This window comes from Paenisporosarcina macmurdoensis, assembly GCF_042658845.1.
Classification (GTDB): Bacteria; Bacillota; Bacilli; order Bacillales_A; family Planococcaceae; genus Paenisporosarcina; species Paenisporosarcina macmurdoensis.
In genome coordinates this window covers 61,170-77,112 of the sequence record NZ_JBHSRI010000007.1, presented here as the reverse complement: position 1 = coordinate 77,112, position 15,943 = coordinate 61,170, and the positions used below count along the sequence as shown (strand labels likewise).

Genomic DNA, 15,943 nt, shown 5'->3' with positions numbered 1-15,943 from the left:
ACGTGACCGATCATTTTTAATTGGTTCTTGTCCAATTTGAAGTTCTTTTAGGATACAATAAATTAACTTTCCCCTATTCATCTTCATCTTCATCTTCATCTTCATCTTCATCAGCCATCATAGTCTTAATTTAACCAAAGATAATCGTAATTCCTGCTTTATTAGGAAATAAATTCTAGTAATTAATGTATTACATTATTGAGAAACCACTCTATACTAACGTTTAAAATCATATGGAAATGGTTGATCATTTAGAACGTTCTATGAAATATTGCTACAGTATGGTTTTGATATCTCACCTAGATTGGGCTTCCGTGCCCGCTGCATCCATTAACTAAAATTCTACTTGTAAATCTGCAATATCTTTCACATATTATTCAGTCGGTATAATACCGAGTGTCCCTTTTGGGGTTGTTTTTTGGTTTATGATACACTATTGAAAAACCATATGAGGAGTTCTTCTATGAGACTCATTTCGATTTGCCCTAGCAATACAGAATTACTAGCTTATCTAAGTCTGACTGATCAACTTGTCGGTCTGGATGACTTTTCAGACTGGCCTTTATCTGTTCAGCATTTACCAAAACTCGGACCGGATTTATCCATAGATATTGATGCACTTGAAGCATTAAATCCTGATTTAGTTCTAGCTTCACTTAGTGTTCCTGGCATGGAGAAAAATGTGAATGAATTAGTAGCTCGTGGTATCCCACATCTCGTTTTGGATCCACAAAGTTTAAACGATATTGCAGAGGATTTATTAACCGTTGGCCATGCTTGTGGAATAGCTTCACATGCAGAAGTTGTCGCGACTGCATATAAATCATTTGTAGATGACATGAAACAACGAGCCTTAACTGTTGATAATACACCTGAACTTTACTGGGAGTGGTGGCCAAAACCGATATTTACTCCTGGGAAAATTAATTGGTTAACAGAAGTCAGTGAAATTTCAGGTGGTCGCAATATTTTTCGAGATGTGGAATTAGCGAGTATTCAAACAGATTGGGAAGAAGTATTGCGTCGCAATCCAGATTACATCTTCTTGGCATGGGTAGGTGTTAGATTAGACAAAGTGACCACCAAGGTGGTTGAAAAACGACCAGGTTTCGATGGGCTAACAGATGAACAGAAAAGTCATCTATATATAATGGAAGAAGAATTGTATTGTCGTCCATCCCCTCGTTTACTTGAAGGCGCACTGAAACTAGCTAACATATTACATCCGGATATTTATGGAGATTTAGAGTTGCCATCTTGGATTAAGCATAATTAGTGGAATAAAAAAAGCTACATGACGATTTTTAAAAAATCGCCGTGCAGCTTTTCATTTTTATACGAATTTCACCATATGGTATTTCTTCTTCCCTCGACGAACGATTGAGAATGAATCATCTAAACGATTTTCCGCACTTACGACATGATCGACCGCTGTTAATTTCTCGCCATTAATTGATATTGCACCATTCGTTACATCTTCTCGCGCTTGTCTTTTTGAAGGTGAGATACCAGCTTCTACTAATAAGTCGACGATGTTTTTGTCTTCTTTCGCCATTTCAATAGAAGGAACATCTTTAAAAGCTTCCTTCATCTCACGTGCAGAAAGAGCTTTTAAATCTCCGCTAAATAATGCGTGGGTCACACGAATGGCATTGTCCAATGCATCTTGACCATGAATCATGCGCGTCATATCTTCAGCAAGTGCTTTTTGTGCTTTGCGTAAATGAGGCTCTTCAGTAACTGTCACTTCAAAAGCCTCGATTTCTTCACGCGTTAAGAAAGTAAAGATTTTCATGTATTTAATGACATCAGCATCGGCTGTATTCACCCAGAATTGGTAAAACTCATAAGGTGTTGTTTTTTCAGCGTCTAACCATACGGCGCCTGATGCAGATTTTCCAAATTTCGTCCCATCAGCTTTTGTCACAAGTGGAATGGTCATGCCGAATGCTTTTGACTCATCACTATGGGTTTTACGAATCATTTCTAGGCCAGTTGTAATATTACCCCACTGATCTGATCCACCGACTTGAATACGGCAATTATGTGAATCGTACAAATGATTGTAATCAATTGCTTGGATCAACATGTAAGAGAACTCGGTGAACGAGATTCCTCCTTCTAAACGAGAAGCAACCGTATCTTTAGCCAACATGTAATTGACACCAATATATTTCCCGTAGTCACGTAAAAATTCAATAACATTCATTGAGCCAATCCAGTCACGATTATTAACCAAAACAGCTCCATTTTTAGAGTTGAAATCAAAAATACGCTCCATTTGAGCTTTTAGTCCTTTAACATTTTCATCAATTTGTTCTGTTGTTTGTAATTGGCGCTCTTCACTTCTACCTGAGGGATCCCCAATCATTCCTGTTGCTCCACCAATTAGTAAAATGGGTTGATGTCCATGAAGTTGGAAACGACGTAATGTTAATAAAGGAACGATATGTCCAATATGCATACTATCTGCTGTTGGATCAACTCCACAATATAAAGAAATTGAATCATTATTTAAAAGATCTACCATCCCTGCTTCGTCTGTTAACTGGTAGGCTAGACCTCTCCATTTTAAGTCTTCTATCAATACATTTGTCATTTCTTACTCCTCCTTTGATTGAAAAACCATAAAGTGTCCTTCTCATTTTCTGAGCTAGACAATAAAAAAGTCCCTGCACGATTAATTAAAATCATGCAGGGACGCTAAATATAATTTGCGCGGTACCACCCAGCTTGAAGGAACTTGCCCTTCCGCTCTTTAGACACAGTATCGTTGTGTAGACGTTTAAGCTCCCAGCCTGTAATTCATGTATGCACACTGACCAACTTTCACCACCCGTTGGCTCTCTAAACAGCACTTGCATTCATTACTTCGGACTTTTCATCACTTAAAGCACTATATATTTTTTCATTGTACGCCTAAATTTTTCGATGTCAATAAATATATTAGCGTTCCCCCTTTATATGGTATAATAGGACAAGATTTTAGGAGGTCGATTCGGTTGAATGATCAAGTGAAAAATTGGATGAAACAAGTTAATGAGTCATGGAATAGATGGACAAATGGAAGTCTAATAAAAGGCATTCGTATTACGTCTGGAGTCATTTGGAATCTTGCATTATTACTTTTAATAGTGTTGCTTGTTGGTGGAGCATTTGTAGGTTCAGTTGGAGCTGGTTATTTTGCTTCATTAGTCGATCAAGAACCTCTTCGTGAAGAAGACGCAATGCGTAATTCGATATTGAGTTATGAAGAAACCTCTGAAGTTTATTTTGCTAACAATGTTTATTTAGGGAAAATAAGAACAGATTTACAGCGTCAAGAAACGAAATTAAACGAAGTCTCACCATACGTATTAGATGCAGTATACGCAACAGAAGATGAATACTTTGAGGTTCATGATGGTATCGTTCCCAAAGCCATTTTCCGTGGACTTTTTCAAGATGTCACAAACTCAGATAGTCAAACAGGTGGATCTACCTTAACTCAGCAATTAATTAAAAATCAAATTCTTACGAATGAAGTTTCATATGAACGTAAAGCGAAAGAAATTCTCTTAGCATTGCGTATCGAAAAATTCATGAATAAGGAAGAAATTTTAGAAGCCTATTTAAATATTATTCCTTATGGCCGTAATGCAGCTGGTACTAATATTGCTGGTATAGAAACTGCTGCTGAAGGAATATTTAATGTGAAAGCCAAAGATTTAACGCTTCCACAAGCAGCTTTTATCGCTGGAATTCCACAGGCACCTTTTGCGCACACACCATTTACAAATCTAGGTGAATTAAAACCTGATGAAGGATTAGAACCTGGAATTAACCGAATGTTAACCGTTCTTTACCGCATGAAAGAAACTAATTACATTACGGAAGATGAGTATAATGCGGCAATTGCGTATGACATAAAAAAAGATTTTAGAGCTCCTGAACAATCAATAAGAGTTAGATATCCTTTTTTGACCGACGAGTTAGAAAATCAAGCAAAACAAATCATTGCTGAAATGTTAGCTGAAAAGGATAATATTGATTCTACTCGCTTAGAAGAAGAAGCAAAGTTAAATGAAAAATATCTAATCTTAGCAGATCGGGCCATGCGAGAAAATGGGTATCGAATTCACTCTACTATAGATAAAGACATGTATGATGCTCATCAAAAAGTAAAAGATAATTTTAAAGAGTTTGGTCCTACAAGGAGTTTGGAAGTATATAACTCCGAAACTGGTGAAAATGAAATGAAAGAATTACCTGTGCAAATCGGCAGTATGTTAATGGAAAACAGTACCGGAAGAATTATCAGTTTCATTGGTGGTAGAGATCATAATATCGAGGAAACAAATCATGCAACTCAAGCAGTGCGACAAAATGGGTCTACTATGAAACCATTACTTGTTTATGGACCTGCAATCGAATTAGGATATATAGGTGCGGGTAGTCCAGTGGTGGATGTTATTCCAGATGTCATGGATGTAAGCACAGGTAAGCCTTGGCCAGTTCGAAACTTTAATCCAGATCAAGAACTTGGCATTATTCCTGCTCGTCAAGCACTAGCAAGTTCACAAAACTTAGCAGCTTCAAGACTTTACATGAAAATTAAGGATAAAAATCCAATTAGTTTTTTAGAAAAGATGAATTTCACTGAACTTCACAAATTTGATTATGGTGCTTCAGCTCTTGCTTTAGGTGGGATGACAAATGGTGTAACGATTCAACAAAATACAAACGCTTATGCCACGATGGCAAACAGTGGACAATATGTTCCATCTTATATGATTGAAAAAATAGAAGATGCGGACGGAGATATCATTTTCCAACATAAATCACAGTCAGTTCCTGTATATTCTCCGCAAACGGCTTATATCGTGACCGACATGCTTAGAGATGTATTATCTGAAGGAACAGGTACACGTGCACAAAGTTTGCTGAAATTCCAGTCCGATTTCGCTGCAAAAACGGGTACAACTAGCTTTGCGAATGATGCTTGGTTCATGGGCTACAATCCGTCTATTACATTAAGTGTATGGATGGGATATGACAAAGAATTTAACTTGCAAACATCAAAAAATGGTCGCTACCTACAACCTGGAACTCGTGCGAATATGTTTTGGGCGAGCTTAATGAATGCATCTTATGACGTGAACCCTAAATTAATTGATTCAGCTATTGAATTTAAAGCTCCAAAAGGGGTAGTGTCACGTTCATTCTGTGCCATTTCAGGATTAGCACCATCTAATGAGTGTACTCGTGCAGGATTGGTGACGTCTGATTTATTCAATGCCGACACCTTTGTTCCAAGTAAAGCAGATGATAGTTTCGTTTCTTCATCTTACGTAATGATTAATAATAAACGTTACCGCGCACTCCCTTCAACTCCAAGAGAGTTTGTTGTTAGTGGAGGTGTCGGCGTAAATAAAGACTTTATTGATCGCATGTTAGATAATCTAGGTGGAGATGGAAGTAAACTATTCCCTCAAAACTCTAGTTTTGCAAACCGTGTCGTTTCTGAAGATACTTTTGACGCAGATGGAGCTTCTCCAGGGGCAGTGTCTGCCACATTGTCAGGACGTACACTGTCATGGTCGAACTCTTCTTCGAGTGATGTTGTTGGATACCGCGTGTACAGTCGTTCTAGTGGTGGAAATCGACTTCTGTCTTCAGTCAAAGAAGCTGGTAGCAATTCTTATCAAATAAGTGGGCCTGGTGAATATTTCGTAGTTGCTGTTGATATTACAGGGAAACAATCCCCTGCTTCCAACACGGCCATGATTGAAGCACCTAAACCTGAGCCTATTCCGGAACCAACGCCTGAACCTAAGCCTAAGCCTGAGCCTATTCCGGAACCTAAGCCAGAACCTAAGCCAGAACCAAAACCGGAACCTAAGCCAGAACCTAAACCGGAACCTAAACCTGAACCTAAGCCTGAGCCAAAACCGGAACCTCCACCGGTTATAACACCCCCTCCTGTTGTAACACCACCTGAGGATGAAGAATAAGTAAATTAAAAAGCTGTGAACCTTATCTAAATAGATAAGGTTCACAGCTTTTTTCAATCTATTAAGCACATCTTTTCATGTCTAGCTTCAAGCGCCAACTCACACCCAGGCTTCCCAAACTCAAACGAAAACAAGTTTTCGTTTGAGTTTCTTCCAGCACCGGAGTTGAGCTAGAGTGGCGCTTTACGCTTTTCTATTAATCATCCATTGTTGATAAATCGCCTGTTGGTAAATCTAACTCCCAAGCTTTTAAGACGCGTCGCATGATTTTACCGCTACGTGTTTTTGGAAGTTTGTCTTTAAATTCAATTTCACGAGGTGCTGCATGTGCAGCTAATCCTTTTTTCACAAACTGCTTAATCTCGGCAATTAGTTCTTCTGAAGGTTCAACGCCTTCTCTTAAAGAAACGAATGCTTTAATAATTTCTCCTCGGACTGGATCAGGTTTTCCGATTACGCCTGCTTCTAAAATCGCTGGATGTTCGAGTAATTTACTTTCTACTTCAAATGGACCCACACGTTCTCCAGAAGTCATGATGACATCATCAACTCTTCCTTGGAACCAGAAGTAGCCATCTTCATCCATGTAACCTGAATCTCCTGATACATACCATTCATTTTTCAAGAAATAAGATTGGTACTTTTCAGGGTTGTTCCAAATTTGGCGCATCATTGATGGCCATCCCTTTTTCAATGCCAAGTTCCCCATTTGATTCGGAGGTAACACTTCTCCGTTATCGTCTACGATTGCCGCCGTCACTCCCGGAATTGGTTTACCCATGGAGCCAGGACGAATTGGTAAGCATGCATAGTTACAAATCATTTGAGCACCCGTTTCAGTCATCCACCATGTATCGTGAATTCGATGATGGAATACTTCAGCACCCCAACGAATAACTTCTGGATTTAATGGTTCCCCTACCGATAAAACGTGACGTAATGAGGAAAGATCATAGTCTTTGACCAAGGCATCTCCAGCCCCCATCAACATACGGAAAGCGGTTGGTGCACTGTACCATACAGTTACTCCAAAGTCTTCAATCGCTTGGTACCAAGCTCCTGGTGAAAAACGTCCACCTAAAACAACCATTGTTGTTCCCGTTAACCATGGACCGAAAATCCCGTAAGATGTACCAGTAACCCACCCTGGATCGGCTGTACACCAATAAATATCTTGCTCATTTAAATCTAATACCCATTTTGCCGTTTGATAATGTTGAAGCATTGCTTCTTGAACGTGTAATACACCTTTAGGTTTGCCAGTTGAGCCCGACGTATAATGAAGAACTAAACCATCTTCCTTATCAAGCCATTCAACTTTGAAATAAGGAGAAGCGGTATTCATATGTTTCATGAAGTCGACTGTTTTATTATCTTCCTCAACATTGTCTCCGACTAATAGAATCGTTTCTAAGTGGGGTAATTTGTCGACAGGAATACGACTTAACAGTTCTGGAGTTGTTACAATAGCTCTTGCTTCACTATCAACTAAACGATCATAAACTGCACCTTCCATGAACGCTTCAAAAAGCGGTCCAACAATTACACCCATTTTAAGAGCGCCAATTAGTGCAAAATATAATTCCGGAGAACGAGGCATAAAGATAAACAAACGGTCTCCTTTTTCAAGATTTGTATGCGCTTTCAATACATTTGCTGCTTTGTTTGACCATTTTTTCATTTCATGAAATGTATAAGATTCATTACGATTCGCGTCTCTATAGTAAAGAGCGATTTTGTTTTTTCTATCCGAATTTGCATGACGATCTACAGCTTCATGTGCCATATTCATACGACCGGTTTCATGCCAACTAAACGCTTTTTCTGCATCTTTCCAATCAAAATCAGCTGCAGTTTCGTCGTAGTTTTGGAGTAAGTAATCTCCTTGAACGACTGGAAGTACTTCAAGTTTCATTTCTACCACCCTCTCAGTTACGATACAAATACTAGTTTACCTTAAATTAAAAGTAAATGGCGAATAATTTCACTTTTTAGACAATAAAGAATGAAAAAATTTGAAAACAGATTTCTTCAGCACATTTCATGTATAATAGGGGTAAATGTAATAAATTCAGGTGGTGAACTCATGGAATATAAGAAAATCTATAATGCCATGGAATTAAAAACGAAACATGGCAATTTAATCATTGAAGGACCTATTTCGTCAGAAGATATTGCCCGCTTTGATTTTCATGAAGATCTGGTGGCATTTCGTCCACCTGCACAACAACATAAAGCAATCGTTGGTATTGCTAAGTTACCAGAAGGTCGTATATTAATCGCTCGGGATAATATGACAATTGTTGGCTATGTCACCTACTTGTACCCGGACCCACTTGAGCGTTGGTCAAAGGGACAAATGATGAATTTAATCGAGTTAGGTGCGATTGAAGTAATTCCGAAATATCGAGGATCAGGTGTAGGCAAAAGTTTGCTTCGTGTTTCGATGATGGATGATGCAATGGAAGACTACATTACCATAACAACAGAATATTATTGGCACTGGGATTTAAAAGGAACAGGTTTGAACGTTTGGGAATATCGAAAAATTATGGAAAAAATGATGAACGCTGGTGGCTTAGAATATTTCGCAACGGATGATCCAGAGATTAGTTCCCATCCTGCTAACTGTTTAATGGCGAAGATTGGTTCACGTATCGATAACGAATCCATCCAACGCTTCGATCAACTTCGTTTTATGAATCGTTTTATGTATTAATTCGAAAAGGGGTTCCTTTCCATGCTTGTTGAACAAATGATGAATACAAATGTTTTAACTCTTCAACCGACTCATTCGATTAAGGACGCTATCGATTTATTGCGGGAAAATAAAATACGCCATTTGCCTATTACAAGTGAAGAAGGTCTGGTTGTAGGTGTTTTATCAGATCGAGATATAAAAGATGCCACTCCATCTAATTTAATAGAAAACCAACAGAATGATATTTACGCTACACCAATCGAAGATATCATGACCAAAAATCCACTTATCGGTCACCCACTAGACTTCGTAGAAGAAGTAGCTACAATTTTTTACGATCAAAAAATTGGGTGTTTGCCTATTGTTAGTAGTGGCAAATTAGTTGGTATCGTAACCGAAACTGATTTATTATATAAATATATTGAATTAACGGGTGCACACCAACCTGGTTCACAGATTGAAGTACGTGTACCGAATAGACCTGGAATATTATTTGAAGTGTCAAAGGTATTCCATGATCATCATTCAAACGTCTTGAGTGTGCTTGTCTATCCCGATTTACAAAATGACGAAAACAAAATCTTAGTATTCCGTGTGAAGACGATGAACCCTCTCGGGATTATTGAAGATATACGTAAAGAAGGTTTCGATGTGCTATGGCCAAACATGCCGGGAATGACCAATTAAAGAAACATGCCGTTTATATTTATTCAGAGGATCAATTAGGTTACAAGTTTTCTGAAAATCACCCGTTCAACCAAAAGCGACTCGTATTGACAACTGACCTATTAAGAAAAATGAATGCGCTTACAAATGAAGATGTTGTGTCACCTCGTATCGCCACAGATGAGGAGTTGGCACTTGCACATGATGCAAGGTATATTGATATCGTTAGAAAAGCTGGACAAGGACTTGTTACTTCCTCTCAAACCGAAAGTTTTGGTATTGGAACAGATGATACGCCCATTTTCCCAAATATGCATGAAGCGAGTGCACGATTAGTAGGTGGAACGTTAACAGCGGTAGATTATGTAATGGAGAATAAAGCTTCCCATGCTCTTAATCTAGGCGGTGGACTTCACCATGGCTTTCATGGGAGGGCATCTGGTTTTTGTGTGTACAATGATAGTTCAGTAGCCATCAAATACATACAACAAAAATATAAAGCGCGCGTTCTCTATATAGATACTGATGCTCATCATGGCGATGGTGTACAGTGGAGTTTCTATGAAGACCCTGAGGTATGTACAATCTCGATTCATGAAACAGGTCGCTATTTGTTCCCTGGTACTGGTAACGTCACTGAGAGAGGCTCTGGTCAAGGATACGGTACATCCTTCAACTTACCTATTGATGCATTTACAGAAGATGAATCTTTTTTAGATTTATACATGACAGCTTTTCGAGAGATTGCTGAACATTTTAAACCTGACGTAATTATTAGTCAAAATGGTGCAGATGCTCATTACCTCGACCCCCTCACCCATCTTTATGGAACGATGAAGATTTATCATGAGATTCCAAAGCTAGCGCACCAACTAGCTCATGAATTTTGTGATGGGAAATGGATTGCCGTTGGTGGTGGTGGATATGACATTTGGAGAGTGGTTCCAAGAGCCTGGTCGTTGTTGTGGATGGAAATGAATGATATTCCGCTGCCACAAGGTGACCTGCCCAAAGAATGGCTAGATCAATGGCAACCAGAATCACCAGTGCAGTTAATTCCTACGTGGTTAGATCCAGATAACTTATACGAACCCATTCCACGTAAAGAAGAGATTACGGAAAAAAATAAACAAGTACTAGATAAAGCACTTTATTCTATACGTTCTCATTAAAAATGGGGGCTGACTAATAATCTCCTGTTTTTATGTTTTCACTTTTTTCTCAAACTCTGTGTAGACCTTTTCCAGGCCCAGCACTTAAAATCTTCGGTACGACCGATTGACATCGATGTGACCAAAAACACTTTCTACGTCAATTTTACGTTGCACGTAGATGCGTGATTTCGTTTCACATTCAAGGGCTGCTTTTGCCTTTGCTTTCATTACTTCAAAAAATCACTGTTAATGATTGTAGTGGAAGGCGGCGACTCCAGCGGGAAAAGCGTGTCCAGGTGAGACCCCACAGGAGCTTGCGACGAGGAGGCTCACGGACCGCCCGCGGAAAGCGTCCGCTTGTAACGGAAATCTACAGAGTTGTATTAACAGAGCCATACCTTTTAATATAAAAAGAGGGCTGCCCTTAAAAGTCATTTTAAATGACTTTTGGGACAGCCTTCTTTTATTTATTTCACTGAATCTCTTTCTTCAATACGATGAGGCAAAATAACCGTTTTTTCTTCGATCTGTTCTTTGTTCATAAATTTTGTTAGTAAACGCATGGAGACTGCTCCAATATCATATAAAGGCAATACTATACTTGTTAATTCTGGACGTACCATACGTGCTAACTTTGAATTTTCGAAACTGATTACTTCGATATCATTTGGAACATGTAAACCGGCGTCTTGAGCACCGTGAATTAAGCCTATTGCTAATTCATCATTTCCAGCAAAGAAAGCTGTAGGCGCGTCATTCAAACTCTTTAATTGATTAAAGGCTGAATATCCATCATCATACGTTGCTTCACTCTTGACAACTAATTCTTCATCAAGAGTAAGTCCTGCATCCCCTAAAGCTTTTTCGTACCCAGTAAACTTATAAGCTCGATTGATCGTTGATGATAATGAGCCTGAAACATAGGCAATACGCTTGTGATTATTTTGAAGTAATCGATTGACAGCTTCATAAGCCGCTTGATAATAATCAATATTGACAGAAGGCATATGCCCTGACGCATCAATTGTACCAGCTAAAACGATTGGTACAGGTGAACGTTCCATCATATTTAATAATTCCACTGACACATGTTCACTCATGAATACTATTCCATCAACTTGTTTACCAAGCATTGTTTCAAGAAGCTGTAATTCTTTATCTTCACGTTGATCGGAATTCGATAAAATAATATTATAGCGATACATCGTCGCGATATCTTCTATTCCACGTACTAATTCTGCATAAAAAATATTAGAGATATCAGGGATAATAACCCCAACAGTGGTCGTTTTTTTACTTGCTAATCCTCTAGCAACTGCGTTTGGACGATATTCTAATCGTTCGATTACATCCAACACTTTTTTGCGAGTCGCTGGCTTTACATTTGGATTGCCGTTGACGACACGAGATACTGTTGCCATTGAGACATTCGCTTCACGTGCTACGTCATAAATTGTAATTGTCATATGTATACACTCCCTGCTCGATCCTTATCTCATTCCATCATATAACAGTTTTATGTCCTTTTCCAATGTTACCTTAAACAAAAGAAAAATACCGGTTCAGTAATTGAACCGGCATGAAGATTATGCATGAACTTCATAAGATTTCATGAATTTTTGAAGTGAGTCATAAAACTCATCAAATTGTTGTAAGTTCATTTGTTGTGCAGCATCAGATAAGGCAACTGCTGGGTCTGGATGTACTTCAGCCATAACGCCATCTGCACCAATTGCAATTGCAGCTTTAGCAGCTGGAAGCAATAAATCACGACGTCCAGTAGAATGTGTTACGTCAACAAATACTGGTAAATGTGTTTCTTGTTTTAATATTGGCACTGCTGAAATATCAAGAGTGTTACGTGTCGCTTTTTCATAAGTTCGAATTCCGCGTTCACATAAAATGATTTGGTCATTCCCTTGAGAGATGATGTACTCAGCTGCATGAATAAATTCTTCAATTGTTGCAGACATCCCACGTTTTAATAATATAGGCTTATTAATTTGTCCTGCTGCTTTCAACAACTCAAAATTTTGCATGTTACGGGCACCAATTTGGACTACATCAATGTAATCTAATGCATCTTCAAGATGGTGTGGTGTCACAATTTCAGAAACAACAGCAAGATTGTATTGTTGAGATACTTGTTTAAGAATTTTCAATCCTTCAAGACCAAGACCTTGGAAATCATAAGGTGATGTGCGAGGTTTATAAGCTCCTCCTCGAATCATTTTCAATCCTTTAGCTTGAATGGCTTCCGCAACAGCTGCAACTTGATCAAATGATTCTACAGCACAGGGACCGAAAACAAATGATGGTTTACCTTCACCAATACGTTCCCCATTAACTACTACGACTGTATCTTCTGCTTTCTTTTTACGAGAAACAAGTAATGCTTTGCGGTGATCATTTTCTTGAAGCTCTAAAGCAGTTTTAAAGATTTCTTTAAAAATGTGATCAGCCGTTGATTGTGGCATAGGACCAGCATTATTTTCTTTAATTAAGTTCAACATATGACGTTCACGAAGTGGATCATATCGGTTGACACCTTGTTTTTCTTTTACTTTACCAATTTCTTGTACAACTGTTGCACGCTCATTGATTAAACGAAGAATTTCTAAGTTTAATTCATCTACATTTTTGCGCAAGCTATCTAATTCTGGATGGCTCATACCTTCGATCTCCCCTCATATTCATATCGTATTTACAAAGAGTTAACGTAAACAGTATGATGTGTTTTTTGATATAAGACTTATTATAGTACGAGAAAACTAGAAAGTCACGTAATATCTTTAACGCTTCAACGCACTAAAGTATTTTAGTGGCTTTTATTCAACTTTTATATCAGAAAACTATACAAAAAAACGTCCACATAGTGAGTATGTGGACGTCTGATTTAACTTATAAAGTTTTTTTATCTTCTACAGCTTCTCTTAATGCTTCTGCAGTTGAAGTTGTTTTTTTGTTATCTTCATTGACTACTTCATCAATTGTGTTAGTAACTGTCTCCATAAAATCAAGTGGTTCTTCACCTTCAGAAGAAGCTGTACCATCATCCATTAATGTAGGTGTTTTAGCTTTAATAGATTTTACTTTATCAACTAATGGTGCTGATTTTTCTTTTAGTTGAGAAGAAAGTTGAGACGTTTTTTCTTTCGCAGTAGATGATAAGTCTACAGTTTTTTCTTTTAAATGAGTTGCTTGAGTAGTAACATCATCACGTAGCTCAGCTCCTGATTTTGGTGCTAGGAATAAAGCAGTAGCTGCTCCAATGATTCCTCCTACTAATGCTCCGATTAAGAAGTCTTTTGAATTCACTTCATCGTGTGAGTTATAAATTGGATCTTGTTGTTGACCATTTGCATATTCAACCTGTGTTGGAAGGTAAGCTTCTGTTTGATTCGATTTGTTCGTATAGAACTCACGGTTATATTTCGCTTCGTTATAATTAGGTTTGTATTGTGTCATTTTTATTTCCTCCTTATTTTTGCGGTTCTTTGTATGAGTTACTTGGTTCGCTTTGATAAACTGTGTAGCCTTCACGTGCTTCTTCAATCGCTTTTCGTTCTTTCCATTTGTCACGAATGCCAAATGCAACATTGCTCCATTGCACTACTTGTGCAATTTTATCTTCATTTCTTTCAACTTCTGTTGAAATTGAAGAAGTAATGCGACGAACTGAAGTATTTAAGCCATTTACTGACTCTCCTACATTTTTAACAGCATCTACCACCGTATTAAGTTTTTCAGATTTATCTTGAATATCTGAAGCCAAGCCATTTGTTTTATGCAATAATTCCGTTGTTTCTCGTGTTACACCTTGTAATTGACCTTCTAATCCAGACATTGTTCCAGAAACTTCATTTAGCGTTTTCTTCAACGAAGTTAAGGTCATTGCAAGACTTACGCAAAGAACGAGAAATCCGATAGCCGCAACTAACGCTGCTATGTATAATATTATTTCCACTCAACAATCTCCTCCTTTAAAGTGTTCATACTACCTATGTTCCCACTCACACCGGTAAATAAACGTCTCTACTTAATTTTATTCTACAAAAACATTTTATTTCCTGCATAAAAAAACAAAAACCCTAGTTAAATATTTAACTAGGGTGAAGTTCATCTTAAATTTTCGCTTCAAATGCAGCTTGGAACTTTTGTACATCTCCTGCACCCATGAATAAATACACAGCATTTTCATGTTTAAGTAATACATCAATTTCTTCTGTCTTAAGTATGACACAATTTTTTATCAAATCACACAAATCCTTAATCGTTAAATCTCCAGCATTTTCACGTGCTGAACCAAAAATATCACAAAGGTAAACGAAATCGGCAGGTTCCAAACTCTCAGCAAATTCATTTAAAAAAGTTCTTGTGCGTGAAAAAGTATGCGGTTGGAAAATTGCAATTATCTCACGATCCGGATATTTTTGGCGAGTCGATTGGATTGTTGCTTTTATTTCTGTTGGATGATGAGCATAGTCGTCAATTAATATCCGATCACCTTTTCTAGTTTCAGAAAAACGTCGCTTAACACCACCAAAAGAATGTAGTTGCTGTTGAATCAAATCCGCTGGGATGCCTTCGTAATTACATAATGAGATTACAGCAAGTGCATTTAAAACGGCATGATCACCGAAAAACGGTATTTCAAACGTACTATAAAATTCATTGCGAACAAATACATCAAAAGTTGAACCTAACGTCGTTTTCGTTACATTGCGAGCTTCAAAGTCATTATTAGAGCCAAATCCGTAAAACACTACCGGTACATTCGCTTGAATTTTTTGAAGATGTTCGTCATCACCACATGCAATTATCGCTTTATTCACTTGTAAAGCCATAGATTGGAATGCACTAACCACATCGTCAATTCCTGAGAAGTAATCTGGATGATCAAAATCGATATTGGTCATAATCATGTAATCAGGATGGTAAGCTAAAAAGTGACGTCGATATTCACATGCTTCAAAAGCAAAATACTCCGCTTGAGATTCTCCATGACCAGTACCATCCCCAATTAAATAAGATGTTGGTGCATGGCCACCTAAAACATGTGCCATTAATCCAGTAGTTGATGTTTTACCGTGCGACCCTGTAATTCCTACAGAAGTGTATTGACCCATTAAATTGCCTAAAAACTTGTGATAGCGAATTACTTCAACGCCTATTTCATTGGCATGTATCAACTCTTCATGATCATCTTTATACGCATTACCTGCAATTACCGTCATGCCCTCTTTAATATTGTCAGCACTAAATGGCAAGATTGTGATGCCACGTTTGCGTAGAGGATCTTCTGTAAAGAAATGTTTGTCTATATCAGAGCCTTGAACTTGGTTTCCTGCGTCGTGCAAAATCTGTGCAAGTGAACTCATGCCAGACCCTTTTATTCCTGTAAAATGAAACACTGTCATTTGATTAAA

General features: G+C 38.0%; 12 protein-coding genes and 1 other annotated feature. Of the genes, 5 read left to right on the top strand and 7 right to left on the bottom strand.

Translation table 11 applies throughout. The annotated features are described in order from the left end of the window. Positions 1–463 precede the first annotated feature (463 nt). Complete coding sequence (locus ACFPYN_RS06930; RefSeq protein ID WP_377733252.1) at positions 464–1,276, top strand: cobalamin-binding protein; 813 nt, start codon at positions 464–466, stop codon at positions 1,274–1,276. A gap of 57 nt (positions 1,277–1,333) precedes the next feature. Here the strand turns inward: ACFPYN_RS06930 and tyrS are convergent, their stop codons facing one another. Further along, positions 1,334–2,599: a tyrosine--tRNA ligase gene (gene tyrS, locus ACFPYN_RS06925; protein ID WP_377733251.1), complete on the bottom strand. Its 1,266-nt coding sequence runs from the start codon at positions 2,597–2,599 to the stop codon at positions 1,334–1,336. A gap of 94 nt (positions 2,600–2,693) precedes the next feature. Further along, positions 2,694–2,894: a binding site (T-box leader), on the bottom strand. Between the two features lie 108 nt (positions 2,895–3,002). On the opposite strand from tyrS, the gene ACFPYN_RS06920 reads away from it, so the two are divergent. Continuing rightward, entirely contained in the window at positions 3,003–5,993 is a 2,991-nt protein-coding gene (locus ACFPYN_RS06920; RefSeq protein ID WP_377733250.1) for a transglycosylase domain-containing protein, read from the top strand. A gap of 196 nt (positions 5,994–6,189) precedes the next feature. Here the strand turns inward: ACFPYN_RS06920 and acsA are convergent, their stop codons facing one another. Then, positions 6,190–7,908, bottom strand: coding sequence for an acetate--CoA ligase (gene acsA / locus ACFPYN_RS06915; protein ID WP_377733249.1), 1,719 nt, complete (start codon positions 7,906–7,908; stop codon positions 6,190–6,192). Between the two features lie 171 nt (positions 7,909–8,079). Between acsA and ACFPYN_RS06910 the strand changes: the two genes are divergently transcribed. Genes ACFPYN_RS06910 through ACFPYN_RS06900 form a run of 3 tightly spaced genes read left to right on the top strand, consistent with a single transcriptional unit; the run spans position 8,080 to position 10,532 of the window. Further along, positions 8,080–8,712, top strand: coding sequence for a GNAT family N-acetyltransferase (locus ACFPYN_RS06910; RefSeq protein ID WP_377733248.1), 633 nt, complete (start codon positions 8,080–8,082; stop codon positions 8,710–8,712). A 21-nt stretch (positions 8,713–8,733) separates the two neighbouring features. Continuing rightward, entirely contained in the window at positions 8,734–9,381 is a 648-nt protein-coding gene (locus ACFPYN_RS06905) for an acetoin utilization AcuB family protein (protein ID WP_377733247.1), read from the top strand. Beyond that, a complete protein-coding gene (locus ACFPYN_RS06900; protein WP_377733246.1) occupies positions 9,351–10,532 on the top strand; it encodes an acetoin utilization protein AcuC in 1,182 nt (393 codons plus the stop codon). The genes ACFPYN_RS06905 and ACFPYN_RS06900 overlap by 31 nt, the downstream gene beginning before the upstream one ends. Before the next feature lie 449 nt (positions 10,533–10,981). On the opposite strand, the gene ccpA is transcribed toward ACFPYN_RS06900, so the two are convergent. From ccpA to murC, 5 genes are all read right to left on the bottom strand, one after another. Next, entirely contained in the window at positions 10,982–11,980 is a 999-nt protein-coding gene (gene ccpA / locus ACFPYN_RS06895) for a catabolite control protein A (RefSeq protein ID WP_377733245.1), read from the bottom strand. A gap of 120 nt (positions 11,981–12,100) precedes the next feature. Then, the gene (locus ACFPYN_RS06890) at positions 12,101–13,186 is read right to left on the bottom strand and encodes a bifunctional 3-deoxy-7-phosphoheptulonate synthase/chorismate mutase (protein WP_377733244.1); all 1,086 of its coding nucleotides are present in this window, start codon (positions 13,184–13,186) and stop codon (positions 12,101–12,103) included. Between the two features lie 229 nt (positions 13,187–13,415). Next, entirely contained in the window at positions 13,416–13,982 is a 567-nt protein-coding gene (locus tag ACFPYN_RS06885) for a YtxH domain-containing protein (protein WP_377733243.1), read from the bottom strand. A 13-nt stretch (positions 13,983–13,995) separates the two neighbouring features. Next, complete coding sequence (locus ACFPYN_RS06880; protein WP_377733242.1) at positions 13,996–14,481, bottom strand: DUF948 domain-containing protein; 486 nt, start codon at positions 14,479–14,481, stop codon at positions 13,996–13,998. A 157-nt stretch (positions 14,482–14,638) separates the two neighbouring features. After that, positions 14,639–15,934, bottom strand: coding sequence for a UDP-N-acetylmuramate--L-alanine ligase (murC, locus tag ACFPYN_RS06875; protein ID WP_377733241.1), 1,296 nt, complete (start codon positions 15,932–15,934; stop codon positions 14,639–14,641). Positions 15,935–15,943 lie beyond the last annotated feature (9 nt).

Excerpts from the sequence above, each read along its gene's own strand:
- ACFPYN_RS06930 (WP_377733252.1), top strand. The coding sequence starts at position 464 with ATGAGACTCATTTCGATTTGCCCTAGCAATACAGAATTACTAGCTTAT.
- tyrS (WP_377733251.1), bottom strand. The coding sequence starts at position 2,599 with ATGACAAATGTATTGATAGAAGACTTAAAATGGAGAGGTCTAGCCTAC.
- acsA (WP_377733249.1), bottom strand. The coding sequence starts at position 7,908 with ATGAAACTTGAAGTACTTCCAGTCGTTCAAGGAGATTACTTACTCCAA.
- ACFPYN_RS06910 (WP_377733248.1), top strand. The coding sequence starts at position 8,080 with ATGGAATATAAGAAAATCTATAATGCCATGGAATTAAAAACGAAACAT.
- ACFPYN_RS06905 (WP_377733247.1), top strand. The coding sequence starts at position 8,734 with ATGCTTGTTGAACAAATGATGAATACAAATGTTTTAACTCTTCAACCG.
- ACFPYN_RS06900 (WP_377733246.1), top strand. The coding sequence starts at position 9,351 with ATGGCCAAACATGCCGGGAATGACCAATTAAAGAAACATGCCGTTTAT.
- ccpA (WP_377733245.1), bottom strand. The coding sequence starts at position 11,980 with ATGACAATTACAATTTATGACGTAGCACGTGAAGCGAATGTCTCAATG.
- ACFPYN_RS06890 (WP_377733244.1), bottom strand. The coding sequence starts at position 13,186 with ATGAGCCATCCAGAATTAGATAGCTTGCGCAAAAATGTAGATGAATTA.
- ACFPYN_RS06885 (WP_377733243.1), bottom strand. The coding sequence starts at position 13,982 with ATGACACAATACAAACCTAATTATAACGAAGCGAAATATAACCGTGAG.
- murC (WP_377733241.1), bottom strand. The coding sequence starts at position 15,934 with ATGACAGTGTTTCATTTTACAGGAATAAAAGGGTCTGGCATGAGTTCA.